25 protein-coding genes are annotated in these 26,354 nt (G+C 72.6%); 12 read left to right on the top strand and 13 right to left on the bottom strand.

Annotation, left to right across the window (positions count from 1 at the left end):
* Nucleotides 1-26: 26 nt before the first annotated feature.
* Nucleotides 27-989 (bottom strand): glycosyltransferase family 2 protein, encoded by a 963-nt coding sequence (locus tag FB467_RS06975; protein ID WP_228393502.1) that lies wholly within the window; start codon nt 987-989, stop codon nt 27-29.
* Nucleotides 990-1,077: 88 nt separating this feature from the next.
* Between FB467_RS06975 and FB467_RS18945 the strand changes: the two genes are divergently transcribed.
* Both FB467_RS18945 and FB467_RS06965 read left to right on the top strand, forming a co-directional pair.
* A complete protein-coding gene (locus FB467_RS18945) occupies nt 1,078-2,457 on the top strand; it encodes an LCP family protein (protein ID WP_228393501.1) in 1,380 nt (459 codons plus the stop codon).
* Between the two features lie 13 nt (nt 2,458-2,470).
* Nucleotides 2,471-3,406 carry an SAM-dependent methyltransferase gene (locus tag FB467_RS06965; RefSeq protein WP_141784453.1) on the top strand — a complete coding sequence of 312 codons (936 nt, stop codon included), beginning with the start codon at nt 2,471-2,473 and terminating at the stop codon, nt 3,404-3,406.
* Nucleotides 3,407-3,422: 16 nt separating this feature from the next.
* On the opposite strand, the gene selD is transcribed toward FB467_RS06965, so the two are convergent.
* Nucleotides 3,423-4,439: a selenide, water dikinase SelD gene (gene selD, locus FB467_RS06960; RefSeq protein ID WP_141784452.1), complete on the bottom strand. Its 1,017-nt coding sequence runs from the start codon at nt 4,437-4,439 to the stop codon at nt 3,423-3,425.
* Between the two features lie 122 nt (nt 4,440-4,561).
* Here selD and FB467_RS06955 point away from each other — a divergent pair, with 122 nt between their 5' ends.
* A complete protein-coding gene (locus FB467_RS06955) occupies nt 4,562-5,449 on the top strand; it encodes a universal stress protein (RefSeq protein ID WP_141784451.1) in 888 nt (295 codons plus the stop codon).
* Nucleotides 5,450-5,489: 40 nt separating this feature from the next.
* Nucleotides 5,490-6,779 (top strand): L-seryl-tRNA(Sec) selenium transferase, encoded by a 1,290-nt coding sequence (gene selA, locus FB467_RS06950; RefSeq protein WP_141784450.1) that lies wholly within the window; start codon nt 5,490-5,492, stop codon nt 6,777-6,779.
* Here the strand turns inward: selA and FB467_RS06945 are convergent.
* Nucleotides 6,769-7,926, bottom strand: coding sequence for an acyl-CoA dehydrogenase family protein (locus tag FB467_RS06945; RefSeq protein WP_141784449.1), 1,158 nt, complete (start codon nt 7,924-7,926; stop codon nt 6,769-6,771). The two genes, selA and FB467_RS06945, sit on opposite strands and share 11 nt — an antisense overlap.
* 63 nt (nt 7,927-7,989) lie before the next feature.
* Nucleotides 7,990-9,006 carry an LLM class F420-dependent oxidoreductase gene (locus tag FB467_RS06940; protein ID WP_141784448.1) on the bottom strand — a complete coding sequence of 339 codons (1,017 nt, stop codon included), beginning with the start codon at nt 9,004-9,006 and terminating at the stop codon, nt 7,990-7,992.
* Between the two features lie 84 nt (nt 9,007-9,090).
* On the opposite strand from FB467_RS06940, the gene FB467_RS06935 reads away from it, so the two are divergent.
* Nucleotides 9,091-9,534 carry a CoA-binding protein gene (locus tag FB467_RS06935; RefSeq protein WP_141784447.1) on the top strand — a complete coding sequence of 148 codons (444 nt, stop codon included), beginning with the start codon at nt 9,091-9,093 and terminating at the stop codon, nt 9,532-9,534.
* Nucleotides 9,535-9,550: 16 nt separating this feature from the next.
* Here the strand turns inward: FB467_RS06935 and purE are convergent, their stop codons facing one another.
* Nucleotides 9,551-10,117, bottom strand: a complete 567-nt coding sequence (purE, locus tag FB467_RS06930; protein ID WP_141784446.1) for a 5-(carboxyamino)imidazole ribonucleotide mutase — start codon at nt 10,115-10,117, stop codon at nt 9,551-9,553.
* Nucleotides 10,114-11,358 carry a 5-(carboxyamino)imidazole ribonucleotide synthase gene (locus FB467_RS06925; protein WP_228393477.1) on the bottom strand — a complete coding sequence of 415 codons (1,245 nt, stop codon included), beginning with the start codon at nt 11,356-11,358 and terminating at the stop codon, nt 10,114-10,116. Before FB467_RS06925 ends, purE begins: the two co-directional genes overlap by 4 nt.
* A gap of 38 nt (nt 11,359-11,396) precedes the next feature.
* On the opposite strand from FB467_RS06925, the gene FB467_RS06920 reads away from it, so the two are divergent.
* Nucleotides 11,397-11,972: a GtrA family protein gene (locus FB467_RS06920; protein ID WP_141784445.1), complete on the top strand. Its 576-nt coding sequence runs from the start codon at nt 11,397-11,399 to the stop codon at nt 11,970-11,972.
* Here FB467_RS06920 and FB467_RS06915 read toward each other — a convergent pair.
* Genes FB467_RS06915 through FB467_RS06900 form a run of 4 tightly spaced genes read right to left on the bottom strand, consistent with a single transcriptional unit; the run spans nt 11,945 to nt 15,286 of the window.
* Nucleotides 11,945-13,003, bottom strand: a complete 1,059-nt coding sequence (locus FB467_RS06915) for a sensor histidine kinase (protein WP_141784444.1) — start codon at nt 13,001-13,003, stop codon at nt 11,945-11,947. The genes FB467_RS06920 and FB467_RS06915 overlap by 28 nt on opposite strands.
* 14 nt (nt 13,004-13,017) lie before the next feature.
* On the bottom strand, nt 13,018-13,701 hold the full coding sequence (locus tag FB467_RS06910; RefSeq protein ID WP_141784443.1) for a response regulator transcription factor: 684 nt from the start codon (nt 13,699-13,701) through the stop codon (nt 13,018-13,020).
* Between the two features lie 25 nt (nt 13,702-13,726).
* Nucleotides 13,727-14,524: an enoyl-CoA hydratase/isomerase family protein gene (locus FB467_RS06905; RefSeq protein WP_141784442.1), complete on the bottom strand. Its 798-nt coding sequence runs from the start codon at nt 14,522-14,524 to the stop codon at nt 13,727-13,729.
* 9 nt (nt 14,525-14,533) lie between these two features.
* Nucleotides 14,534-15,286 (bottom strand): biotin--[acetyl-CoA-carboxylase] ligase, encoded by a 753-nt coding sequence (locus FB467_RS06900; protein ID WP_141784441.1) that lies wholly within the window; start codon nt 15,284-15,286, stop codon nt 14,534-14,536.
* A gap of 64 nt (nt 15,287-15,350) precedes the next feature.
* On the opposite strand from FB467_RS06900, the gene FB467_RS06895 reads away from it, so the two are divergent.
* From FB467_RS06895 to FB467_RS06870, 6 genes are all read left to right on the top strand, one after another.
* Entirely contained in the window at nt 15,351-16,946 is a 1,596-nt protein-coding gene (locus tag FB467_RS06895) for an acyl-CoA carboxylase subunit beta (protein WP_141784440.1), read from the top strand.
* Nucleotides 16,943-17,206, top strand: coding sequence for an acyl-CoA carboxylase subunit epsilon (locus FB467_RS06890; protein WP_228393476.1), 264 nt, complete (start codon nt 16,943-16,945; stop codon nt 17,204-17,206). The genes FB467_RS06895 and FB467_RS06890 overlap by 4 nt, the downstream gene beginning before the upstream one ends.
* Nucleotides 17,207-17,273: 67 nt before the next feature.
* Nucleotides 17,274-17,573: a hypothetical protein gene (locus FB467_RS06885; protein ID WP_141784439.1), complete on the top strand. Its 300-nt coding sequence runs from the start codon at nt 17,274-17,276 to the stop codon at nt 17,571-17,573.
* Nucleotides 17,570-18,166: a hypothetical protein gene (locus FB467_RS06880; protein ID WP_228393475.1), complete on the top strand. Its 597-nt coding sequence runs from the start codon at nt 17,570-17,572 to the stop codon at nt 18,164-18,166. Before FB467_RS06885 ends, FB467_RS06880 begins: the two co-directional genes overlap by 4 nt.
* 63 nt (nt 18,167-18,229) lie before the next feature.
* Entirely contained in the window at nt 18,230-20,029 is a 1,800-nt protein-coding gene (locus FB467_RS06875) for a glycosyltransferase family A protein (protein ID WP_141784438.1), read from the top strand.
* 54 nt (nt 20,030-20,083) lie between these two features.
* A complete protein-coding gene (locus FB467_RS06870; RefSeq protein ID WP_141784437.1) occupies nt 20,084-22,243 on the top strand; it encodes a glycosyltransferase family 4 protein in 2,160 nt (719 codons plus the stop codon).
* Nucleotides 22,244-22,258: 15 nt separating this feature from the next.
* On the opposite strand, the gene FB467_RS06865 is transcribed toward FB467_RS06870, so the two are convergent.
* The 3 genes from FB467_RS06865 to FB467_RS06855 form a co-directional block, all read right to left on the bottom strand.
* The gene (locus FB467_RS06865) at nt 22,259-24,376 is read right to left on the bottom strand and encodes an acyltransferase family protein (RefSeq protein WP_170230609.1); all 2,118 of its coding nucleotides are present in this window, start codon (nt 24,374-24,376) and stop codon (nt 22,259-22,261) included.
* The gene (gene wecB, locus FB467_RS06860; protein WP_194288328.1) at nt 24,373-25,470 is read right to left on the bottom strand and encodes a non-hydrolyzing UDP-N-acetylglucosamine 2-epimerase; all 1,098 of its coding nucleotides are present in this window, start codon (nt 25,468-25,470) and stop codon (nt 24,373-24,375) included. The genes FB467_RS06865 and wecB overlap by 4 nt, the downstream gene beginning before the upstream one ends.
* Before the next feature lie 105 nt (nt 25,471-25,575).
* Nucleotides 25,576-26,280: an MOSC domain-containing protein gene (locus FB467_RS06855; RefSeq protein ID WP_141784434.1), complete on the bottom strand. Its 705-nt coding sequence runs from the start codon at nt 26,278-26,280 to the stop codon at nt 25,576-25,578.
* Nucleotides 26,281-26,354 lie beyond the last annotated feature (74 nt).

Genomic DNA, 26,354 nt, shown 5'->3' with positions numbered 1-26,354 from the left:
GTCCGCCGGCCGGTCGGTCCCGCCGTTCAGTCCCCGGTGCCGCGCAGGAACCCGGCCCCCCAGGCCAGGTGCATCACGGCCAGCACCGGGGGCACCCGGACGGCGACGGCCGGTCCCTCCTTGGCGCCGATCGCCAGTCCGCCGACGGTCACCGCCGCCGCATAGGCAGCGGGCGCCAGCCACAACGGCCGCCACGCCAGGCCGCCCACCGTGGTCAGGGCCAGACCGGCGACCGCCACCGGCGGGGCCAGGTAGCGGTAGTTCAGCGACTTCGGGTGCTGCCGGGCGAGCCGGCGGCGCCACTGACCAGTGCGGTAGAACTGCCGCGCCAGCGCCCCGAGGTCGGGCCGCGGACGGTAGGTGACGGTCAGGTCGGGGGTGAACCACACCGTGCCGCCCTCCTGCCGGATCCGGTAGTTCATCTCCCAGTCCTGGGCCCTCGCGTAGGTCGTGTCGTAGCCGCCGACCCGGCGCAGCCACTCCCGCTGGAACACCCCGAGGTAGACCGACTTGGTCGGCCCGGCCGTGCCACCCACGTGGAACCGCGCGCCGCCGATGCCCAGCGGCGAGCGCATCGCCCCCGCGACGGCCTTCTCGAAGTCGCTCTGCCCCTCGGCTAGCATGATGCCGCCCACGTTGGCGGCGCCGGTCTCGAGCAGCACCTCCACCGCCCGGGTGATGTAGCCCTCGGACAGCTCCCCGTGACCGTCCATCCGCACGATGATCTCGTGGGCCGCCGCCTCCAGCGCCCGGTTCAACGCATCGGGTGTGCGCCCCGAGGCGTTCTCCACGATGGTGATCCGGGCATCCGCGGCGGCCAGCTCCCGGGCCACCTCCATCGTCCGGTCCGTGCTGGGACCGATCGCCAGCACGACCTCCAATACCCCCGGATACGCCTGTGCCAGCACGGAACGCACGGCGTGCCGCAGGTGCCGCTCCTCGTTGAGGATGGGCATGATCACCGAGACGGGCGGATGCGCTGAGGTCACGCTGGAAGGGTATCCGCCCGGGCCCGCCGCCACGTACTGCCGGTGTGGCGGGTTCGGCCCGCCCAGGGACCTCGCCTACTCTGGGCCGGTGCCGCACCACCCCGAGGACGACTGGACCAGACCGCTCCCCCGCACCCCGCGGAACCGGCGGCCGGACCCCGTGGACCCCGACCTGCCCGGCTACCTGTCCGGGGACGGGACCGCGGACGAGACCCAGCAGATCGACTACCGCGAGCTGGAAGGCCAGGAGTCATACGACCGCGGCGGGTACCAGGACGCCGCCTACGCCGGACGGTACGACGGCCAATACGCAGACGGCCGGTACGCAGATGACCGGTACGCGGACGGTGGGTATGCCGACGACGGGTATGCCGACTCCTACGACGAGGCGTACGACCAGCCCGAGGACCGCGAGGTCTACCGGGGGCAGGGCGGGCCACCCCCGGCGCCCGGCGGGCGCCCCCCGGGTGGACCACCCCCGGGCGGGCCGCGGCGGCGTCGCAAGCGCCCCCGCTACGGGCTGCGCCGCTTCATGGTGGTCCTGCTGGTCCTCGTGCTCGCCTATGTCGGCGCGATGATCTGGGCCGTCACGGCCACCTGGAACTCGATCGACCGGGTGCCCGCGACCCCGACCTCCGCCGACCGTCCCGCCGCCGGCAGCGGGTCGAACTTCGTGCTGGTCGGCACCGACAGCCGGGACAACCTGACCCGCGCGGAGCGCAACGAGCTCGTGGCCGGGCACAGCACGGAGGGTGCCCGCGCCGACACGATCATGGTGCTGCACCTGCCCGATAGCGGCGAGCCGACGCTCCTGTCGCTGCCCCGCGACAGCTACGTCGAGATCCCCGGGCAGGGCGAGAACAAGATCAACGCCGCCTACTCCATCGGTGGACCGCCGCTGCTGGTGGACACCATCGAGCAGAGCACCGGCCTGCGGATCGACGGCTACCTCGAGATCGGCTTCGGCGGCTTCGTCGAGGTGGTCAAGGTGGCTGGGGGCGTCCACATGTGCCTCGACGAGCCGGTGGTGGACGAGAAGACCAAGCTGGACCTTCCCGCGGGGTGCCAGGACCTGGCCGGCGCCGAGGCGCTGAACTACGTCCGGATGCGCTACTCCGACCCGCGCGGCGACCTGGGCCGGGTCGAGCGGCAGCGCGAGTTCCTCTCCGCGCTGGTGTCCAAGATGGCCACCCCGCAGACCATCCTGGTGCCGTGGCGGCTGCACGACGTGGGGACCGCCACCGGTTCCGCGCTCGCCATCGGCGAGGACACCTCGATGTGGGAGACGATCCAGATGGCCCTGGCGATGCGCAAGGTCTCCGGCGGCAACGGGCAGTCGGTCACCGTCCCGATCGAGAACGCCAACTACAGCACCCCCGCCGGCAGCGCCGTCCTCTGGGACACGGTCAAGGCGGAGGCCATGTTCGAGGCGCTGCGCAACGACGAGCCGCTGTCGATCGAGCCCTGAGGAAGCCCTCGCCGTGAAACCTCCCGCCGTCCCGCGCTGGTGGCTGAAGGCCGCTGCACAGGGGGCCCTGTCGGTGCTGCCGGGGGCACCCCGCGTGGACGAGTGGGTCCGGGGCAAGCGGTCCGGCCACGCCCTGGCGGAGGACTACTTCCTGACCAAGTGGCACCACGTGACCGCCCACGTGCGGGCCCTGACCGGCCGCCTCGACGGCGACCTGACCGGCAGCACCGTGGTCGAGCTCGGCACCGGGTGGTTCCCGATCGTGCCGCTGGGGCTGGCCCTGTTCGGTGCCGAGGTGATCAGCGTGGACGCGAACGCCCACCTGGACCGTCGCCGGGTGGCCCGCGTGCTCCAAGTGACCCTGGACCTGGTGGACCAGGGCGAGATCAGCGTCCCGGACGGCCCGCGGCAGGAACTGCTGCGGAGGCTGGCACCGGGGGCGATGGGGCGTCCGGTCACCGACAACCTGGCCCCGTTCGGGATCACCCCCCGGGTGGCCGACGCCAGGGACCTGGGGCGCCTGCCGGAGACCCACGGGGCCGACCTGGTGGTCTCCAACAACACCCTGGAACACATCCCCGGGGACGTGTTGCGCGACATCTTCACCGAATTCGCCAGGGTCAGTGCACCGGACGCGCGGATGAGCCACTACGTGGACCTGGCGGACCACTATGCCGCCGTGGACCCGACCATCACCGAGTTCAACTTCCTGACGCTGACCGAGCGGCGGTGGCGGTGGGCGAACAACCGCCTGCACTACCAGAACCGCCTGCAGATCGCCGACTACAAGGCGCTGCTGGACGAGACCGGCTGGGACCTGCTGCAGGCCCGCAACACGCGCCGTGCCAAGACCGCACTCGACGGACTGGACCTCGTGCCCCCCTACGACCAGTTACCGGTCAAGGAGCTGCTGGTCGTCAAGAGCCACCTCACCGCACGGCGCCGCTGACCCGGGGCCGGGCCCCTCAGGGGCGGACCTGGACGGTCACGCCGTCCGCCCGGGGAGGCAGCACCTCGCCGACCACGACGGCCCCCGGCAGGTCCACCTCACCGACCAGCAGCAGCCCCCCACTGGTCTGGGCGTCGGCGAGCAGCAACAGGTCGAGCTCCCCGACACCGTCGGCGTCCAGCGATGGCGAGACCCAGTCCAGGTTGCGCCGGGTCCCCCCGCTGACGTGGCCGTCCGACGCGACGTCCCGGGCCCCGGGCAGGTAGGGCACCGACCCGGCGTCGATCCGGGCGCTGACCCCGGAGGCCCGCATCATCTTGTGCAGGTGGCCCAGCAGACCGAACCCGGTGATGTCGGTGGCGGCCGCGAGACCGGCGTCCGTGGCCGCGGCGGCGGCCGCGGCGTTTAGTTCGGTCATCGCGGTGATCGCCTCGGCCGACCGCTCGCCGGTGCGCTTGTGCCAGGTGTTGAGCACCCCGATCCCGAGCGGCTTGGTCAGGGTGAGCGGCAGCCCGGCGGTCGCGGCGTCGTTGCGCAGCAGCCGTGCCGGATCGGCCGTCCCGGTCACGGCCAGGCCGTACTTGGGCTCCGGGTCGTCGATCGAGTGACCCCCGACGAGCGGGCACCCGGCGAGCGCCGCCACCTCGGCGCCGCCCCGGAGCACCTCGGCGAGGACGTCGGTGCCCAGCGTGCCCCGGGGCCAGCCCACGAGGTTGATCGCCATGACCGGGGTGCCCCCCATCGCGTAGATGTCGGAGAGCGCGTTGGTCGCCGCGACCCGCCCGAAGTCATACGGGTCGTCGACCACGGGGGTGAAGAAGTCGGCCGTCGCGATGACCGCAAGGTCCGGGCGCACCAGGACGACCCCTCCGTCGTCCCCGGTCTCCGTCCCGACCAGGACATCCGGGCCCGCCGCGGCCACCGGGAGTCCGGCGACCAGGGTCTCCAGTTCCCCCGGGGGGATCTTGCAGGCGCAGCCCCCGCCCGCGGCATACTCCGTCAACCGCACCCGTCCGGCACCTTGGTGGCTCATACCGCCCAGCCTGCCATGCCCGCCGAGCGCACCGGTGGGCCGTCCCGACGCACGGCCGCGCGCTTCTTGCCCCGAGCCACGAAAACCGACAAGATCTACCCCACCAACGACAGGAGTAGAGCATGCAGATCGCCGAAGATGCCGTCGTGGTGGGCTACGACGGGTCGGACCGGAGCAAGGCCGCCCTGCACTGGGGAGCCTCGCTGGCCGACCTCGAGAACCTCCCGCTCGTCGTGCTGCACGCGTCGGGGGTGATCGTCCACGCCCAGGACAAGGGTGTCGGCAACTTCGACGCCGGTCGGGCCAACGCGCAGGCCCAGAAGATCGCCGAGCACGGCGTGGAGCTCGCGACCAAGGACTTCCCGAAGGTCGAGGCCACGACCGCGACCTCGCTGGGCAGCGCCTCGCTGGCCCTGCAGGAAGCCTCCATCCGGGCCCGGTGCGTGGTGCTCGGCAACCGCGGGCGGGGCCGGATCAGCGGCACGCTGATGGGCTCGACGGCGTTCAACACCAGCGAGCACGCGCGCTGCCCGGTGGTCATCGTGCCCACCGCCAAGGCGGACCTGCCGGGGCCGGACAGCCCGATCATGGTCGGGGTGGACGGGTCGGAGGCCTCGCTGCGGGCCGTGGACCGGGCCGCCAACATGGCCGGCTACACCGGGGCGCCGGTCACCATCGTGGTCGCCTGGAGCAAGGCCACCAAGGACGCCCTGGGCAATCCGCCCTCCGGATTCGCCTCGGTGGACGAGGCCTCCGAGCACCGCAAGGCGGGCGCCGAGCACTTCGTGGACAAGGCCCGCGCCCGGCTCCTGGAGCGCACCCCGGACGCCACGGTCGAGCTCCTCGTGGAGACCGGCCGACCCGACGAGGTGCTCGCCAAGGCCTCCGCCGATGCGGGCCTGCTCGTGGTCGGTGCCCGTGGCCGCGGTGACCTGGCCAGCCTGCTGCTGGGCTCGACCAGCCGCGCCGTGCTGCACCGCGCCTCCTGCCCGGTGACGATCGTCCGGTGACCCCGCCGGTCCCGCGGGGCGACCTGGCTACCCTCGGAGGGTGACCGAGACCGACCCGCGACGACACATCCCGCGGACCGACCGGCTGCTCGCCGACCCGCGCCTGCGCGCCGCGTCCACCGGTGTGGGTCAGGCCCGGGTCCGCGCTGCCGTGCGGGCCGCCCAGGACCGGGCCCGCTCCGGGGTGATCGCGCCCGGGGCGGTCCTCGAGGAGGCCCTCGCGCTGCTGCCCGGCAGGGCCGGCGCGATCCGCCCCGTCCTGAACGCCACCGGCGTCGTGGTCCACACCAACCTGGGCCGGGCCCCGCTGTCGCCCACGGCGGTCGAGGCCGTCGTGCGCGCAGCGGGCTACGCCACCGTGGAGTATGACGTGGCGAGCGGTCGGCGGGGACCGCGCGGGGCGGCGGTGCTGGACGCGCTGTCCGCGGTGCTCCCGGGGGACGCCAGGGCTCTGGTCCTCAACAATGGCGCCGCGGCCCTGCTGCTCGCCGTCACCGCAGTCGCCGGGCCGGGCCGGGAGGTCGTCGTCAGCCGGGGCGAACTGGTCGAGATCGGCGACGGCTTCCGGCTGCCCGACCTGATGGCCAGCGCCGGGGCGCGGCTGCGCGAGGTGGGCACCACGAACCGCACCCGGCTCGCCGACTATGCGGGCGCAGTGGGCCCGGACACCGGGTGCATCGTCCGGATCCACCCGAGCAACTTCCGGGTCGACGGATTCGTCGGCACCCCCGACGTCGAGGAACTCACCGGACTCGGGGTGCCGGTCGTGGTCGACATCGGGTCCGGGCTCCTCGCCCCCGACCCGGCCCTGCCGGAGGAGCCGGACGCCACGACGGCCCTGCGCCGGGGTGCCTCCCTGGTGACCGCCAGCGGCGACAAGCTCCTCGGCGGACCCCAGGCCGGGCTGGTGCTGGGCGACCCCGACCTCGTGGAGCGGCTGCGGCGGCACCCGATGGCCCGCGCCCTGAGGGTCGACAAACTGACCCTGGCTGCCCTCGAGGCGACCCTGCGGGAGGCGACGGTCCCGGTCACGGCCTACCGCACCGCCGACCCCGACACCCTGCGCGCGCGGGCCGATGTCCTCGCCCAGCGGGTCGGCGGTCGGGTGCGCCGGCACGACGGGGTCGTCGGAGGCGGTGGCGCCCCGGGGGTGGTGCTCCCCGGGTGGGCGGTGGCCGTGCCCGCGGACCTGGCCGGACCGCTCCGGGCGGGCGACCCTCCGGTTGTCGGGCGCGTCGTCGACGGGGAACTGCTGCTCGACCTCCGGTGCGTCCCCGAGGACCAGGACAGGACCCTGGCCCGGCAGGTGGAGGCGGTTCTCAGCCCTTGAGCAGCTGCCGGGCCATGACCACGCGCTGCACCTGGTTGGTGCCCTCGTAGATCTGGGTGATCTTGGCGTCGCGCATCATCCGCTCCACCGGGAAGTCCTTGGTGTAGCCGTAGCCGCCCAGCAGCTGGACCGCGTCCGTGGTGATCTCCATCGCGACGTCGGAGGCGAAGCACTTGGCCGCCGCCCCGAAGAACGGCAGGTCCGCGTCACCGCGCTCGGACCGGGCGGCCGCGCTGTAGACCAGCTGCCGGGCCGCCTCGAGCTTCATCCCCATGTCGGCGAGCATGAACTGCACACCCTGGAAGTCGGCGATCTTCTTGCCGAACTGCTGACGTTCCTTGACGTAGCCGAGCGCGAAGTCGAGGGCGCCCTGGGCGATCCCCACCGCCTGCGCACCGATCGTGACGCGGGTGTGGTCGAGGGTGCGCAGCGCGATCTTCAACCCCTCACCCGGTGCCCCGATCATCCGGTCCCCGGGGATCCGGCAGTCGGAGAAGAGCAGTTCCCGGGTCGGCGAGCCCTTGATCCCGAGCTTCTTCTCCGGCTCACCGAAGGTGAACCCCTCGTCGGACTTCTCCACCACGAAGGCGGTGACGTTGCGGCCCCGCTCGCCGTCCGGGTCGGTCACCGCCAGCACCGTGTAGTACTCGGAGACCCCGGCGTTGGTGATCCAGGACTTCTGTCCGTTGAGCACGAAGTCGTCACCGTCGGCGATCGCCTTGCACCGCATCCCCGCGGTGTCACTGCCGGCATTGGCCTCGGACAGCCCGTAGGAGAACATCGCCTCGCCCCTGGCGACCGGCGGCAGGTACTTCGCCTTCACCTCCTCGGAGGCGCCGAGCAGGATCGGCATGGTGCCCAGCTTGTTCACCGCGGGGATCAGCGACGAGGAGGCGCACACCCGCGCGACCTCCTCGATCACGATGCAGGTGGCGAGGGCGTCGGCACCCACGCCGTCGTAGTCCTCCGGGATGTGGGGGGCGTGGAAGTCGGTCGCGGTCAGCGCGTCCAACGCCTCCTGCGGGAAGACGCCCTCCTCGTCGACCCGGGCCGCGTGCGGCGCGATCTGGGCCTCGGCCACCTCGCGCACTGCCTCGCGCAGCGCCTCGTGGTCCTCGGAGATGCGGAAGAGGTCGAAATCACTCATGCCGGAAGCCTACCCAGGCTCGGGCACTGCCCGGGACCAACGGCCCGGTCGACCGTCACCGGCTCAGGCGAGCTCGGGGATCACCGCGCGCTCGAACAACTCGATGCCCGTGGTGTCGTAGGCCGTCTCCGCGAAGTAGGTGATGGCATAGCCCAGGCCCGCGTCGCCCAGGCCGCGCAGCGCCTCGACGATCTGCTCCGGGGTGCCCACGAGCGGGCCCTTGCGCGCGGCGGCCACGGCCTTGTCGGCCCGCTCCTGGGAGAGCCCGCTGCGGACGGTCTGCTCGCGCAGCCAGCCGAGCCGCTCCTCGACCTCGGCGTCGTTCTCACCGATGACGACGTTGTAGTCGGCGGTACGCACGATCGACCCGAAGTCCCGCCCCACCGCGGTGCAGTGCTCCCGGAGCACCTCCGACTTGTGGGTGAAGGTCTCCAGGTCACCGGCGAAGTTGGTGTAGTCGGCATACTCGGCCGCGATCCGGAGCGTCTTCTTCTCCCCGCCACCGGCGACCCAGATCGGGATCCCGTTGAGCTCCGAGCCGGGCAGCGCGGTCCCCTGCAACGGTCGCGGGAAGCACAGCGCCCCGTCCACCTGGTAGTGCGCACCGTCGAGGGTGGCCGACCCGGTCGTCCACATCTGCCGGAAGATCTCCACGCCCTCGCGCAGCCGGGCCAGCCGCTCCCCGGCACCCGGGAAGCCGTAGCCGTAGGCCCGCCACTCCTGCTCGTACCAGCCGGCCCCGATCCCCATCTCGGTGCGCCCCCCGGAGACGGCGTCGACGGTGGCCGCGACCTTGGCCAGGTAGGTGGGCTCCCGGTAGCTGATGCAGGAGCACATCTGGCCGAGCCGGACCCGCTCGGTCACCGCCGCGAAGGCCGCCATCAGGGTCCAGGCCTCGTGGTTGCCGTGCTCGGTCGGCTCGGGGGTGGTGTGGAAGTGGTCATAGACCCAGATCGACTCCCACGCCTGCCCCTGGTCGGCACGGACGGCCAGGCCCTTCATCACCTCCCACTGCCGGGCGGGTTCGATCCCGAGGAGGTCCATCCGCCAGCCCTGTGGCACGAACATTCCGAAGCGCATGGGCCCACGCTACGGCCTGGCCGGGCCCGGCCGTGCGCCAGGGGGCGCGTGCTGCCCGCGACGGCACCGGGAGACAATCGGGACATGTCGACCAGTCCGCACCGCAACGACGACACCGTCATCCGTCACCTGTTGACGACTCCGGCGACCTGGGCGGTCGTCGGGCTGTCGGCCAACACCCAGCGCACCGCCTACGGCGTGTCCCAGTTCCTCCGGTCCACGCTCGGGCACCGGATCATCCCGGTGCACCCCCGTGCCGAGGAGGCGCTCGGCGAGACCGGGTATGCCGCTCTCGCCGACATCCCCGACGGCACCGCCGTGGAGGTCGTCGACCTGTTCGTGAACTCCTCCCTGGTCGGGACCATCGTCGACGAGGCCATCGCGCAGAAGGACCGGTTGGGCATCCAGGCGCTGTGGCTGCAGCTCGGGGTGGTCGACGAGGCGGCCGCCGCCCGCGCCGCGGAGGCGGGGCTGGACGTGGTGATGAACACCTGCCCCAAGATCGAGTACCCGCGGTTCCGGGTCTGAGGCCGGGACCGGCCGGCTAGCCCTGCCGGTCCGGGGAGCGGTCGTCCCGGCGCTGCCGGGTGAGGTCGCGCAGCCGCTGCCCCTTCGCGTGCGCCTGGCCGCGCAGATCCTCGGCGAAGGCGGCCAGACGGTCCCGCAGCGCGGTGGCGTCCGCGTCCGTCCCCGCCGCCAGCACCCGCGCCGCGAGCAGGCCGGCGTTCCGGGCGCCCCCGACCGACACCGTCGCGACCGGGATCCCGGCCGGCATCTGCACGATCGAGAGCAGGGAGTCCATCCCGTCCAGGTGCTTCAACGGCACCGGGACCCCGATCACCGGCAGGACGGTCACCGAGGCGAGCATCCCGGGCAGGTGGGCCGCGCCCCCCGCCCCCGCGATGATCACCCGCAGGCCGCGGTCGGCGGCGGTGCGGCCGTAGTCGATCATCTCCGTCGGCATCCGGTGCGCCGAGACCACGTCGGCCTCGTAGCCGATGCCCAGGTCGTCCAGGACGAGCGCGGCCTGCTCCATGACCGGCCAGTCGCTGTCGCTGCCCATGACGAGGCCGACCACCGGCCCCGGCCCGCCGTCGTGCTGCTGTGTCATTCGGTGATCACTCCCTGGAGGTAGTCGGCCGCGTGCCCCGCGCGCTCCCGCAGGGAGTCCAGCTCGTCCGCCCCGCCGTAGACCGTGACGTGGCCCAGTTTGCGCCCCGGGCGCACCCCCTTGCCGTAGAGGTGGACCCGCAGCCCCGGGTCCCGGGCGAGCAGGTGCCGGTAGGTCGGGTAGAGGTCCGGGTGCTCCCCGCCCAGCACGTTGGCCATCACCGTCCACGGCTGGCGCGCGGTCGGGTCGCCGAGCGGCAGGTCCAGGACCGCGCGCAGGTGCTGCTCGAACTGGCTGGTGACGGCCCCGTCGATGGTCCAGTGACCGCTGTTGTGCGGCCGCATCGCCAACTCGTTCACCAGGTATGCCGGGGCGCCGGTCTCCCGGTCGCGCACCTCGAACAGCTCGACCGCCATCACGCCGGTCACCCCGAGCTCACCGGCGATCCGCAGCACCGCCTCGCCCACCTCGGCGGCCAGGTCCGGGTCCAGCCCGGGTGCCGGAGCGAGCACCTCGGTGCAGATCCCGTCGGTCTGCACGGTCTCCACCACCGGCCAGGTGGCGGCCTGGCCGCTGGGGCTGCGGGCGACGAGGGCGGCCAGCTCACGGGTGAAGTCGACCGCCTCCTCCAGGAGCACCCCGTCGCGCAGCGGGCCCGGGCGGCCGGCCTCGGCGAGCCAGTCGGACAGCTCGTCGGCCGAGTGCACCAGGCGCACGCCCTTGCCGTCGTAGCCCCCGCGCGGGGTCTTGGCGATCACCGGCCAGCCGGTGTCCGCGGCGAACGCGTCGACCTCCTCGGCCGTGCTGGCCGCGGTCCACCGGGGGCACGGGATACCCAGCTCGGTGAGCCGACGCCGCATCACCAGCTTGTCCTGCGCGTGGGTCAGCGCCTCCGGCCCGGGGTGCAGCACCACCCCGTCGGCCCGCAACGCGGCCAGCACCTCGGCGGGGACGTGCTCGTGGTCGAAGGTGACCACGTCACAGGCCGCGGCGAAGCGGCGCACCTCCTCGACGTCCGTGTGCTCCCCCACCGGCGAGTGCGGCACCACCAGGGCCGCGGAGGCGGTGGGCGACTCGGCCAGGACGGACAGCGTCAGGGACAGCCCGACCGCCGGCGGCTGACACATCCGGGCCAACTGCCCACCCCCGATGATGCCGACGACCGGGAAACCACCCTCGGCACGCAGCGGACCGGCGTCGGCGGGGAGGGTGGCGGAGGACTTCTGGGCGGGGGCGCTCACGACGGGTCAGCCTACTGTGCTGGTCGTAGACTGGATCGGTGACCCGTGACCACCCCAGCGTGTTCGAGCGCGCCCGCTCCACGCTCGACGTCCTGGTCAGGGAGGCCGCCAAGTTCGGCGTGGTGGGGCTGGTCGCGTTCGTGGTCGACACCGCCCTCTACAACTACTTCGTCTTCGGCCTCCCGGGGGCCGGCGAGGGCCCGATGCACGACATCCCGCTGCGGGCCAAGGTCGCGGCGACCGCGGTGGCCATGGTGGTCGCCTGGCTGGGCAACCGGTACTGGACCTTCCGACACCGCCGACGGACCGCCGTCGCGCGCGAGTTCGCCCTCTTCGTCGTCTTCAACGTGCTGGGCCTAGCGATCGCGGTGGCCTGCCTCGGGTTCTCCCGCTACGTGCTGGACCTGCACAGCCAGCTGGCCGACAACGTCAGCGCCAACGGCGTGGGTCTCGTCCTGGGCACCCTGTTCCGGTTCTGGGCCTACCGCACCTTCGTCTTCCGCGGGGACGCCCTGGCCGACCTCGACACCCACCTGGTGCGGGACAGCGACGGGCACAGCACGGACGACCGTCAGGTCGACGGGACTCAGCGCGCCGGCGCCATCGACACGTAGAGCGCGAAGACCACCGGGCGGGCCTGCACCAGCTCCAGCCGGCCACCGAACTGCTCGGCGGACTCCCGGGCGACCGCCAGCCCCAGGCCGGTGCCCCCGCCACCACTGACCGCGCGCTCGAAGATCCGGCGGGCCAGTTCGTCGGGGATCCCCTTGCCCTCGTCCTGGACCTCCAGGACCGCGGAGGGGCCGCTGCGCCGGGCGGTGACCCGCACGTCACCCGCTCCGTGCACCAGAGCGTTCTCCAGCAGCGTGTTCATGATCTGGGAGATCGCCGACGCGGACGAGCGCACGATCATCCCGCGCTCGAGGGTCACCGAGACTGAACGACCGGCCGAGGCGAAGGCCTGCGTCCACTCGTTCTGCAAGGTGGACAGCACCGTGTCCAGCGACACCGAGCGACCACCGTCGGCGTGGCCGGCCCGGGTGCGGTGGAGCAGGTCGTCCACCACACCGGCGAGCCGCTCGGTCTGCGAGATGGCGATGACTGCCTCGTTGTGCATCTCGGGCACGCTGTCGGACTGCGCGATCTCCTCCAGCCGCATCAGCAGCGCGGCGAGCGGGGTCCGCAGCTGGTGCGAGGCGTCGGCGGCGAAGGACCGCTCGGCGGACAGCGCCCGGGACAACGCCCGGGAGTTGCGGTCCAGGATCCGGGAGACGTTGTCGATCTCCTCGATGCCGGACATGGTGACGCTGCTGCGGCCCTCGCCGGAGGTGAGGGAGTCGAACGCGAATCCCCCGCTGCCGAACTCCTCCGCGCGCTGGGCCAGCAGGCGCAACGGCTCCAGCAGCCGGCGGGCATCACGTTCGGCGACCAGGTAGCCGACCCAGACCGCGATCCCACCGGCCAGCAGTACCAGGACCACCGCGCAGACGACCAGGATCCAGGGCGCCAGCCCGCTGACGGAGGCCAGGCCCTGGGCCTGCTCGAGCTGGTACAGGACTGCCCCGAGGATGAACGCCACCAGGACGACCAGGCCGGCCGTGATGGCCGCCGACTGGATCGCGAGGGCGCGGAGGGCCTTACCCACGTCGGGTTGGGGGCTCAGCCTTCCGGTTCGTTCTCGAACCGGAATCCGACCCCGCGCACCGTGACGATGTGCTTGGGGTCGTTGGCGTCCTCGCCGAGCTTGCGACGCAGCACCGACACGTGCATGTCCAGCGTCTTGGTCGACCCGTACCAGGTGCTCTCCCAGACCTCGCGCATCAGGTCCTCGCGGGAGACGACCTTGCCGCCCTCCCGCATGAGCACGCGGAGCAGGTCGAACTCCTTGGCGGTCAGCTGCAGTTCCTGGCCGTTCAGGAAGGCGCGACGGGCGTTGTTGTCGATGGTGACCGGACGGTCACCGCCGGACTCCGGCCCCTCACCGCCGCGTCGCAGCAGGGCCCGCACCCGGGCCAGCAGCTCGGCGAGCCGGAACGGCTTGGTGACGTAGTCGTCCGCACCGGCGTCCAGGCCGACGACGGTATCCACCTCGTCTCCGCGGGCGGTGAGGATCAGGACCGGACAGGTCAGGCCCTGCTGGCGGATCCGACGACACACCTCCAGCCCGTCCACGAAGGGCAGTCCAAGGTCCAGGACGACGAGGTCGGGCGGCGTGCCGCCGGCGAGTTTCAGCGCCTGACGGCCATCCACCGCCACCTCGACGTCGTAGCCCTCGCGCAGCAGCGCACGGGCCAGGGGCTCGGAGATGTTTTCATCGTCCTCGGCCAACAGCACACGGGTCATGTTCTCAATCCTAGTTGGCTGGGGTTCACTTTCCGGGCCACCGGGGGGCGCGCTTCTCCACGAAGGCCGCGATTCCCTCCTGCCGGTCGGCCGACAGCGCCGTCGCCCGCCACCCGGAGTCCTCGATCTGCAGCCCCGTCGCGAGGTCCACGTCCGAGCCGAAACGCATCGCCCGCTTGGCGTTGCGCACCCCCACCGGCGAGTTGCCGGCGATGGTCGAGGCGAGGTCCAGACCATGCTCCCGCGCGGTCCCGGCGGGCACCACCTCGTCCAGCACGCCGAGTTGGTGCCCCTGCGCCGCGGTCAGCCGGCGGGCGGTGAAGATCATCGAGGCGGCGCGGGACCAGCCCACCCGGCGGGTGAGCAGCTGGGTGCCACCCCCGCCGGGTATCACCCCGACCGACACCTCGGGGAGGCCGACCGTGGCCTCCTCCCCGGCCACGATCAGGTCGCAGGACAGAGCGATCTCGAAGCCACCGCCCAGCGCGAACCCCTCGACCACGGCGATCGCGGGCATCGGCAGGTTGAGCACGCCGGTGTAGGCCAGCTGGGTGATCAGCCGCTGCTCGGTCATCTGCTGGTCGGTGAAGTTGTTGCGTTCCTTCAGGTCCGCCCCGACGCAGAAGGCGCGCTCGTGCGTGCTGGTCAGCACGACTGCCCGGGCGCTCGGGTCCGCCGACAACTCGGCCGTGACCGCGGTGATCTGCTCGGCGAACGCGGTGGAGATCGCGTTCATCGCCTGGGGTCGGTTCAACGCCACCTCGACCACGTGCCCCTCGGGCCCGTGCCGGGTGACCTGCAGCATCGATTCGTCGGAGGTCATGGAGGCAGGCTAGCCAGCCGGTCGCACGTGCACCACGTCGCCCACGTGGTGCACCGTCCGGGTGTCGCGCGACTGCACCACCAGGAGCCCCTCGTCGGTGATCTCCACGGCCCGTCCCGTCCGCTGGTACCCGTCGGGCTGGTGCACGGTGACCACCCGGCCCAGCGTGTCGCAGCGGGACCGGTAGGCCGGCCGCGCGGCCGGCAGGTCGGCGAGGTGACGGGCCAGATGGTCCAGGTAGGCCGCGAGGAACTCCTCCCGGGCTCCGTCCGGCAGCGGCGCCCCGCCGCCACGGGCCAGCCGCCAGGAGGTGGCGGTGGGGACCGGCAGGTCCTCGCGCTGCTGGTCGACGTTGAGGCCGGCCCCGACCACGACGACGGAGCCGTGCGGGCTGCCCGGGACGGCCTGGGCCAGCACCCCGCAGACCTTGCGCAGCTCCCCCGCCTCGGCAACCAGCACATCGTTGGGCCACTTCAGCCGCGCGGACACGGCATACCTACTGTCCGTCAACGCCTCCGCCACCGCGAGCCCGCTGGCCAGCGGCACCCACCCCAGGTCGGCACCCTCCGGCGCGGGCAGCACCACGCTGACCGCCAGCGCGGTGTCCGGCGGGGCGGTCCAGGTCCGTCCGCGACGCCCCTGCCCCGCGCTCTGGTGGTGCGCCACGACCACCCGGCCGGGTCGGGGGTCGGCGAGCACCTCGGTGTTCGTCGAGGGCACCGTGGTGTGCCACTCCGGGGTGCCCCATCGCAACTGCTGCACCCGCTCAGGCTAGAGGGCACGACCGAGTGCGGGAGTCGGGTGCGCCCACAAGTAGGTTGTCCCCATGACTGAGGACGTCACGCCGGACATGCGCACCACGGCCGGGCGACTGGCCGAACACCGTCGTCGCGCGGACGAGGCGGTCCACGCGGGCTCGAGCCGGGCGGTGGAGAAGCAGCACGCCAAGGGCAAGAAGACCGCCCGGGAACGGATCGGTGAACTGCTCGACGAGGGATCGTTCACCGAGTTGGACGAGCTGGCCCGGCACCGGTCCACCGCGTTCGGCCAGGAGAAGAGCCGTCCCTACGGCGACGGCGTGGTCACCGGCTACGGCACCGTCGACGGTCGTCCGGTGGCGGTGTTCGCCCAGGACTTCACGGTCTTCGGGGGCTCCCTCGGCGAGGTCTTCGGGGAGAAGATCGTCAAGGTGATGGACCTGGCGATGAAGATCGGCTGCCCGGTGATCGGCATCAACGACTCCGGCGGGGCGCGGATCCAGGAGGGTGTGGTGGCGCTCGGCCTGTATGCCGAGATCTTCCGTCGCAACGTGCACGCCTCCGGGGTGATCCCGCAGATCTCGCTGGTGATGGGGCCGTGCGCCGGGGGTGCCGTCTACTCTCCGGCGATCACCGACTTCGTCGTGATGGTGGACCAGACCTCACACATGTTCATCACGGGTCCGGACGTGATCAAGACGGTGACCGGCGAGGACGTCACATTCGAGGAGCTGGGTGGTGCGCGGACGCACAACACCCGCTCCGGGGTGGCGCACTACATGGGGACCGACGAGTCCGACGCGATCGAGTACGTCCGGGACCTGCTGGCCTACCTGCCGCAGAACAACCTGGAGGACCCGCCGGTCTTCGAGGCCGAGGACGGGCTCGAGGTCACCGATGAGGACCGGGAGCTGGACACGCTGGTGCCGGACTCGGCGAACATGCCCTACGACATGAAGACGGTCGTCGGGCACGTGCTCGACGACGGCGAGTTCCTGGAGGTGCAGGAACTCTTCGCCCCCAACATCGTGTGCGGCTTCGGCCGGGTCGAGGGCCACTCGGTCGGGGTGGTGGCCAACCAGCCGACGCAGTTCGCCGGCACCCTGGACATCGATGCCTCGGAGAAGGCGGCCCGGTTCGTCCGCACCTGCGACGCCTTCAACATCCCGATCCTCACCTTCGTCGACGTCCCGGGGTTCCTGCCCGGCACCGACCAGGAGTGGGGCGGGATCATCCGCCGCGGGGCCAAGCTGCTCTTCGCGTATGCCGAGGCGACCGTCCCGCTGGTCACCGTGATCACCCGCAAGGCCTACGGCGGCGCCTACGACGTGATGGGCTCCAAGCACCTGGGCGCCGACCTCAACTTCGCCTGGCCCACCGCGCAGATCGCGGTGATGGGCGCCCAGGGCGCCGCGAACATCCTCTACCGTAAACAGCTGGCCGAGGTGGCCGAGGCCGGCGGCGACGTGGAGGCCGAGCGCGCCCGCCGCATCCAGGAGTACGAGGACACCCTGGCCAACCCCTACATCGCGGCCGAGCGGGGTTACATCGACGCGGTCATCGCTCCCTCGGACACCCGGGTGCAGGTGGCCAAGGCATTGCGCACCCTGCGCACCAAACGGGAGAACCGCCCGCCCAAGAAGCACGGGAACATCCCGCTGTGAGCACTCCTTCCCCGGCTGCGGACCAGGACCCCGCGGCGACGCACCCCGACCCACCGGCACCCACCGTGCGCATCGAGCACGGGCGCCCCACGGCGGAGGAGTCCGCGGCACTCGTCGCCGTGCTCACCGCCCTCGGCACCCGGGCAGGAGCGACTCCTGCGCGGGAGGTCCGGTCGCTGTGGAACTCGCACGCCCGCGCCGCCCGCCCCCGGCTCTCCCCCGGCCCGGGCGCATGGCGCAGTTCGGGTCTTCCGCGGTAGCCGGGCTCCCGCCCGATATGTCAAGGTGGTGTTGACACCTGGTGAGTGTCAACCTATCGTTGACGTCATGACGACACCTACACCCGAGTCCCGCAGCCCCCGGGCCAGCGCCAGGTTCCAGCTGGCCGCCGGCGTCCCGGCGATCCTGGTCGGCTTCGCGTGCTACTTCCTCGCCGACCTCTTCGACGGCGGCTTCCTCCGCGGCCTGTTCCAGGGCGCCACCATCGCGCTGATGGTGATCGGCGCCTACCTGATCGGCGCCGGCCTGTGGCACGCCCGGAAGGGTGAGCAGGAGCTGGACGACGGCGCCCAGTGGCTGCCCAGCCGCGACAACGCCGGGGGCGACACCGCAGGTGGCCGGCAGTGACCGACGCCGCGGCACCGGACGGGGCGCTGTCCCACGCGATCGGGCAGGCGGTGGGGCAGGCGATCATCGGCGGCGGCGCTGACCAGCTCCCCGGCCTCGACCCGGCCGACCCCGACGACCAGCTCCACCTCGTGCGCCGCGCCGCGGCCGCCGAGTCCGTGTCGCGGGAGCTCCTGCAGCAGTCCGTCAGGGCGGCCCGCGCCGCCGGACTGAGCTGGGCGGCGATCGGTGCCGAGCTCGGGTTGAGCCGCCAGGGGGTGCAGCAGCGGTTCGGCTCCCGCACCGAGCCCGAGCCGTCGGCGCAGTACCGCTGGCTGGGCCCGGTCACCGCCTTCGAGGAGATGGCCGAGCTGGAGATCGCCGGCCGGCTGGGCTGGCACACCGTCGAGGCCGGCATGCTGCGCCACCGGATGGTCCGCACGGACACCCAGTGGGAGCACCGCCGCGCGGTGTGGTCCGGCGCCGTGCGTCGGTACGAGCAGGAAGGGTGGCAGGTGGGCGCCCGGGCGTTCCCGTGGGTCTACCTGGTGCGCGACCTCGGCGCGCCCGCAGAGCAGCCCGCTGAACAGCCCGTCGAGCGGCCTGCCGGATAGGACACGCTCGAGGACGGCACGTCCCGGCACCGGAGCGGCGCGACCGTGGGAAGATGTCGCGCGATGGCTCCCAAGATCACCGTGACCCAGGCCGGACGACGGCTCCGTCGGGCAGTGCAGGCAGCCGGCCGCGAGGTCCGCGGCGGCGCTCCACGACCGGCGGCCCCCACCGCTCCCCCGACGGACGGGTCGACGCCGCAGACGCCCTCCGCACCCGCCGAGGCGGTGACCGCGCCCCACAGCCCCACGGCGCCCCTGCCCCTCACCGTGGCGGTCGCGGCCGGGCCGCGCCTGACCGACCTCCTCGCCCCGGAGTGGCGCCAGCGCACCCTGGAGCGTCGCACCTGGCGGGCTGCCCTCGAGGGCGCCGACCTCGTGGTCCTGGAGGGCGTGAACGGCTCCGTGCCCGGCTGGGGGGACGGGACCCCGCTGGCCCCCGTCCTGCAGGCGGCCTCGGCCGCCTCCGTCCCGACCGTCCTCTGGGTGACCGACGACACGATGCCGGGTGACTGGGCCGGCACCGTGCAGGTGCTCGGGGCCTCGTCGCTGCGGACCGTCGAGGCCCTGTCGGGCTCCGGCCGGGAGGTGCACCACTGGGCCCCTGCGGCGCAGCCACGGGCGAACGGTCTGGCCCGGGACGACGACACCACCTCACGGAGGGCGGGCGCCCTGGTGGTCGTCGACGGCCTGTCCCGGCTCACCGACGACTCGGTGCTCCGGCTCGTCTCGGGCGCGGTCTCCCCCATGCCGCGGACCCAGACGACGGTAGTCCGTTCTCCCGGGAAGGCCTCCTCCGTGACGCTCCCCGGAGCTTTGGCCGAACGGCTCGAGGGTGACCGCGCGCCCGTCGGGAAGGCCAGCGTGCTGCTCGACCTGTCCGCCACCGCCCCGGGCGGAGCCTGGACCACGGTCGAGGCCGCCGCCGCCCAGACCCCCGTGGTCGGCCCGGACCGGGAGGCCGACCTACCCGACGACCTCGCCCGGCTCATCCCCCGGGTCGATGACCCCAAGCTGCTGCGCAGCGAGCTGGTGGCCCGCATCCACCAGCCCGAACTGGTGGCCCGGGAGGGCCTGCTGCTGCAACGGGCGGTGCTGGCCGGGCACACCGCCGCCCACCGGGCCCGCGCCCTCGCCGGCGCCGCCGGACTGGAGGTCGAGGCGTCGGCGCCGGCGACCGTCTCGGCGGTCGTGCCCACCAACCGCGAGCACGAGCTGGAGAACGTCTTCGGCAACATCGCGCGCCAGGACCACCCCGCCCTCGAACTCGTGCTGGTGCTGCACGGCCTGGAGACCGACGACGCCGAGCTGCGGCGCCGGGCCGCGGCGGCGGGGGTGTCGGACCTGCAGATCGTGCACGCCGCCGCCGACCTCACCCTCGGGTCCTGCATGAACCTGGGGGTGGAAGCGGCCGGCGGGAGCTTCATCGCCAAGATGGACGACGACAACTTCTACGGCCCGCACTTCGTGTCGGACCTGCTCGCCACGTTCGGCTACACGGACGCGGGGATCGCCGGGAAGTGGGCCCACTACGTGTGGTTGCGCTCGACCGGGGGGGTCGTGCTGCGCTACCCGGACTCCGAGCACCGCTACGAGCGACGCATCCAGGGCGGCTCCATGCTGTTCGCCGGTGACGTCGTCAGGTCGCTGCGGTTCAGCGACATCCCCCGGGCGGTGGACTCCGACATCCTGGACCGCGCCATCGCCGAGGGCATCCGGATCTACTCCGGCGACCGCTACAACTACGTGTCGGTGCGTGGGTCCGACCGGCATGCCCACACCTGGACGGTGACCGACTCGACCTTCCTGACCGCCACCGGCCGACTGCTCTTCTACGGCGACCCCACGACCCACGTGAGCCTGTAACACCACCACCGCCGGTGACCGCCGCCCCCACGGTCACCGGAGAAAGGCCAGCCCATGCCGAACCTCGATGTGCGCGCCCTGCGCACCACGTCCAAGCGCGCTGCCCGGGCAGCCCTGCGCAGGATCCCCCTGACCCCGGTCACCGCCCTGCCCGGACACGGCGGCGCCGCCGGCCACCGGGTGGTCCTCGCCAAGGCCCGGCTGCAGGTGCTGGAGGGCAAGCAGTTCCGGGAGGGGCTCCGGCTGCTCGGCCAGCTGCCGGAGTCCGCGCTGGGCGCGAGCGGGCACGGCCTGATGGCCTGGGCCTACCTGTCCCTCGGGGACCTGGAGGAGGCGGTTCAGGAGGCGCACCGCACCCTCGCGCTCGACCCCGACCCGGAGGCGCTCGGCCTGGCACTGGCCGTGGCGCAGCGGAGCCGGCACCGCGACCTGCTGGCGGCCACCCACGACCTCGCCGCGACCACCCAGCCGCGCACCGTGCGGGACGCCCGGAGGCTGCTGGACTGGTTCGCCACCGACGACCCCGAGGAGGCCAGGGCGTTCCTGGCCAACGTCGACACCTGGCAGGTCGCCCACGACCCGGCGGCCCTCGAGGTGATCCGCGCGGAGTCCCGGATCCGGGAGGCCGGTGAACCCGCGGAGCAGCGGGCCGAGGCGCTCCGGGTGGGCGCCGCCAGCCCCCAGGGGTTCCGCGCCGCGAGCCGCCTGCTCGGCTCGCTGGACGCCTGGGACGAACTGCGCGAGCTCTACACGGCGGCGGACCCCGAGACGGTCGGGGCGGTGCCCGTCCGGACCGCGGTCGCGCTGGCCCAGCGGGCCGCCCGGGCCGGCTGGCTGGACACGGCGCAGGTGATGACCGACCGGATCATCCGGAACCGCAACCACAAGGGCGCCCGGCAGACCCACGACCAGGTGTCCGACCAGATCCACATCTCCCGGACCGGCTGGCCGGTGGACGAGCCGCGCGCCCGGTCCTACGAGCCGAGGCCCCGTGCCGTCCTGTCCGTCCTCGCCCAGTCCCTGCCGCACCGGTCGGGGGGCTACGCCACCCGCAGCCACGGCCTGCTGACCGGCCTGAGGGGCCTGGGCTGGGACGCGCAGGCGGCGACCCGGCTCGGGTTCCCCCACGACTTCTGGGGCGCGTCGGGGCAGCGTGAGGTGGCCGAGCGCGACGAGATCGACCGCCTCACCTACGTCCGGTTGCTGGAGCCGGGCCGCACGGACTACGGCACCACGCCGATGGCCGGCTACATCGAGCGGTTCGCCACCCGGCTCGAGGAGGTCGCCCGGGAGCACCGGGCCTCGCTCATCCACGCCAGCAGCTTCCAGAACAACGGCCTCGCCGGGCTGCGGGCGGCGCGACGGCTGGGCATCCCGTTCGTCTACGAGATGCGCGGCCTGGAGGACCTGATGAAGGTCTCCCGCAACCCCGGGTTCGCCGACACCGACGCCTACCGCTACCTCACCGGGCTGGAGCTGCACGTCGTCCAGCACGCCGACCTCACCTTCGTGATCACCGAGGCGCTCCGGGAGGAGATGATCGGCCGGGGCGGTCCCGCCGAGCGGATCCGGGTGCTGCCCAACGGCGTGCACACCGCCCAGTTCGAGCCGCGTCCGCGCGACGAGGCCCTGGTGGCCGAGCTCGGGCTGGAGGGCAAGACCGTGATCGGGTATGCCGGGGGGCTGGTCGACTACGAGGGTCTGGACCTGCTGCTGGAGGCCGCCGCCACGCTCAAGAAGGTGCGCGACGACTTCGCCGTGATCCTGGTCGGGGACGGCCACTACCAGGACACACTGCAGCGGATGGCCCAGGACCTGGACGTGCTCGACGTGGTCACCTTCACCGGGCGGGTGCCGCACGACCAGGTCGCCCGCTACCTGTCGATCTTCCAGATCACCCCCTTCCCCAGGCTGCCGTTGCCGGTCTCGGAGCTGATCAGCCCGATCAAGCCGTTCGAGTCGATGGCGATGGGCAAGGCCTGCATCGCCAGCTCGGTCGCCGCCCTCACCGAGATCGTCGAACCCGAGGTGCGGGGCCTGGTCTTCGACAAGGGCGACGCCCAGGACCTCGCCCGCCAGCTCGCGCGCTACCTGGACGACCCCGGGCTCCGGGAGAAGATGGGACACCAGGCCCGCGAGTGGGTGCTGGCGGAGCGGGACTGGAGCGACATCACCCGGATCGCGGACGAGGCCTACCACCAGCTCCTGGGCTGAGCAGGAGACGCTCGGTCAGGGCATGTCCTCGACCGTAATCTCCCCGACCTCCCGTTCGGTCAGCCCCTCCGTCGCCAGCCCCCGGTAGAGGAAGGGCGTCAGGGACCGGATGTAGCTGGCCGTGACGTGGCTACCCTGCCGGTAGACCAGGGTCTGCCCGATGACCGGAGGGCACCGGTCCCCGGGCGGGCAGATCCACTCGTTGAGGTCCAGAAACGGCAGGTCGAGCTCGTTCGCGGCATCCTGCAGGATGCCGCTGCCCCGACCGTCACGGCCCTGACCGCTCGCGTCGAAGGCACACGCCGAGAAGTCCTCCGGGTTCTCCTCCACGCACGTGTAGACCTGACCGTTCGCCGGGCGCGGCGAGTCGGCGAGCACCACGACCTGGGTGCCCATCCCCGAGATCTCCTCCAGCGCGGCCGTCAGCCCCTCCGGGAGCCCACCCCCGGTCCGGTCGGACCCCTGCGAGATCAGGGCGACGTCGGGGGCGCCCTCCTGGGCGAAGTGCTCCAGCACGTTGCCGGTGAACTCCTCGCAGTCGACGGCGGCCCCCTGCTCGGTCACGGCGCACGCGGACTTCAGGTAGAGCTCGAGGCGCCACCCTTCCTGTTCGGCGATGTACTCCACGGCCGGGAACCACTGGCCCATCTTCGAGTCGCCGAGCAGGGCCAGCGTGCGGTCCCCGTCGGGATCGCCGTAGACACAGTCCGGGTTGATCTCGGGGTCACCCTCCAGGACCTGGCAGTCGTCGTCGTAGTAGGTCGGGGCGTCGGCGGCGGCCACGGCCGGGTCCGGCGTGACCTCTCCAGTGGTGGTCAGGACCGCGGACAGGTCCTCCCGAAGCGTCCAGTCCGTGGCTCCCGGGTCCGCGATGAGCTCGGTCGCCCCCTCCACCGGTGCGTCCGGGTCCAGCTTCGGCACGGTGGCCCAGACGGCCAGTCCGACGAGCGCGGTGACCAGCATCGTCGCGAGCCCGAAGAGCAGTCCCCGGACGGCCTTGGCGCTCAGCCCGGCGTGGAACCGGATGGGGTCCTCCACCAGGTGCTTGGTCAGCCAGGCCAGCACGACCGAGAGCACGCCCAGGAGGGCCAGGTGCCGGATCCGCAGGTCGGGGTTCCAGACCTTGGCCAGCACCAGCAGCGGCCAGTGCCACAGGTAGATGGCGTATGAGAGCCCGCCGATCCAGACCATCGGCCGCAGGCTCAGCAGGCGGGCCGTGACGGTGGACTGGCTGGCGCAACCTCCCGCGATCACCAGGGCGGCGCCGACAGTCGGGGCCAGTGCCGCCGAGCCCGGCCAGGGCGTGCTGGTGGTCAGCAGGAACGCCGAGCCGACGGTCAGCACCAGCCCCACGCCGGCGAGCAGCTCGGCCAGCCCCCGGGGTAGACGGGTGAGCCGCACCACCAGGAAGGCCAGCAGCGCCCCGATCGCCAACTCCCAGATCCGGGTGGTGGTGAAGAAGTATGCGGTGGCAGGGTCGGCGGCCGTGTGCCGGACCGAGTAGACGAAGGAGGCCGCGGCGACCACGGCGAGGAGGCCGAAGAGCAACGGCTTGGGTCGGGCCGCGGTGCGCCGGGCCAGGAAGAGCCCGAGGATGATCAGCAACGGCCAGACGACGTAGAACTGCTCCTCCACCGAGAGGGACCAGTAGTGCTGGACCGCCGAGGGCGCCGCGTCCTCGGCCAGGTAGTCCACCGACCGGGCGGCCAGCGCCCAGTTCACGACGTAGAAGGTCGCCGCGACGACGTCGGTCCCCACGTTGGCGCGGTCCTGGCCCGGCAGCACCAGCCAGCCGGCGACCGCGGTGAACAGGAGCACCAGCGAGGCCGCCGGCAACAGCCGCCTGGCACGGCGGGCGTAGAAGTCCGCGAGCGAGATCCGACCGGTGGCGGTGGCCTCCCTGATCAGCAGCGAGGTGATCAGGAACCCGGAGATGACGAAGAAGATGTCGACGCCGACGAAGCCGCCCCGCATGAACGGCACCCCGACGTGGAAGATCAGGACCGTGCCGACGGCAACGGCCCGGAGCCCCTCGATGTCACCACGGAAGGCGGACTTCCCCCGCTGACCGTGGTGTGCCCCGGCCGCCTGCTCGCGGGCGGAGTCGACCTCCCCCCGGACCGAGCCCGTCACGCCTCCGCACGCCGCCCGGCGCCGACCGAGCCGGCCAGCACCGCGGCGATCCGGGGGCCGGCCTGCCCGTCCCACAGCGGTGGCGTGGGCCAGGTCTCCAGGCGTCCCGCGGCCAGGACCTCGCGCACCCGGTCCGGCAGGGTCTGCCGGGTCACCAACTGGTTGGTGCCGTGGGTGATCGTCACCGGTCGCTCGGTGTTGGGTCGCAGGGTGAGGCACGGGACACCCAGGATCGTGGTCTCCTCCTGGACCCCGCCGGAGTCGGTCACCACGGCGGCGGCGCCGCGGACCAGGCCCATGAACTCCAGGTACCCCAGCGGGTCGATCACCCGCATCCCGTCGTGGTCGAGGAACCCGGCCTCCTCCAACCGCGCCCGGCCCCGCGGGTGGAGCGGGATGACGACCTGCGCCTGGTCGGCGACCGCGTGGACGGCCGCGACCAGCTCCCGCACGTCGGCCGGGTCGTCGACGTTGCCCGGCCGGTGCAGGGTGGCCACGATGTAGTCACCCTCCAGGCCCAGCTGTTCGCGGACCCCGGCCGCGTCGAACCGGTCCCTGTGCTTCAGCAGGGTGTCGATCATCGGGTTGCCCACGAAGTGGATGCGGTCGGGGTCGGTGCCCTCGTTGCCGAGGTGGGCGATGGCGTCGGTGCTCGTGGTGAGCAGCAGGTCGGAGAGCCGGTCGGTCACCATCCGGTTGATCTCCTCGGGCATCGTCAGGTCGAAGGACCGCAACCCCGCCTCGACGTGGGCGAAGGTGATCCCCAGCTTGGCCGCGACCAGCGCCGCCGCCACGGTGGAGTTCACGTCGCCGTAGACGACCACCAGGTCCGGGCGCCGCTGGGTGAACAGCTCCTCCAGGGCGATCATCACCTTGGCAGTCTGTGCCCCGTGGGCGCCGGACCCCACCCCGAGGTTCACGTCCGGCTTGGCGATGCCCAGCTGCCGGAAGAAGATGTCCGACATCGCGTCGTCGTAGTGCTGGCCGGTGTGCACGAGGAGTTGCTCGACGTCGTAGTCGGCGAGCGCCTCGAGGACCGGGGCGGCCTTGGGGAAGTTCGGGCGGGCACCGGTGACGTGGACGACGAGACTCATCTCAACCATTCGCTAGAGGGCATCGGCAAACAGATTTCAACGGACAAGTCTGGCACGGATCCGGCCGTTTCCCGGACAACCCGTCGACGGCTGCGGCATCCTCGGCTACCGGGCGGACGCGGGGCGCCGCGTGCGGCGCGCCACCACCTCGGCCAGTTCCGCGTGGTGCTCCGGGTCCAGCGCCCCGGCCTCCAGCACCCGGGTCGCCGCCGCCAGGTCACCGGTGAACGCGCGGAAGGCACACACCACGTCGACGCCGTGCCCGGGCGCCGACAGCACGGTGATCGCGTCACCCTGCCCGATCTGGCCCGGCCGGTCGACAGCGCAGTAGACGCCGGTGCGTCCGTGCTGGGTGAACCGCTTGACCCACCCCGCAATGCCCATGTGTGCGGCGAAGGTGCGGCACGGGATGCGCGGCCCGCACACCGTGAGCACGGCGCCGTCCCCACCCGGAGGGCCGAAGCCCAGCACGGTGCCCAGCTCGAGGTCGTCGATCGCGATCCCGGTCGTCGTGACGTTCTCCCCGAAGCCCCCCGGCGCGACCTGCCGACCGAGCTCGGTCCCCCAGTGGTCCAGTTCCTCCTCGGCGAACAGGTACACCGCCTGGGTGCGCCCGCCGTGGTGCCGTTGGTCACCGATGTGGTCGCCCAGGACACCGCTGCCCGCCCCGCCGTGCTTGGGGCCGGGGTCGCGCACGACCAACCGGTCCACCGGGCGCTTGTCGATCCCGGTGGTCCCGGTCGGCGCGCTGGTGGCGTCGGACGGCACCGCGGAGCCGACGTTGACTGAGAGGACCCGGGCTGACGGCATACGACCACGGTATGCCGTGTCCGGCCCGTCGCGGCGCACCGGAATCCGGTACCGCGCGCTCCCCCGCCTGGGTT

Origin of the sequence: Ornithinicoccus hortensis, assembly GCF_006716185.1 — a bacterium.
Lineage (GTDB): Bacteria > Actinomycetota > Actinomycetes > Actinomycetales > Dermatophilaceae > Ornithinicoccus > Ornithinicoccus hortensis.
The sequence above is the reverse complement of the archived record's forward strand: the minus strand, read 5'-3'. Positions and strand labels throughout refer to the sequence as shown.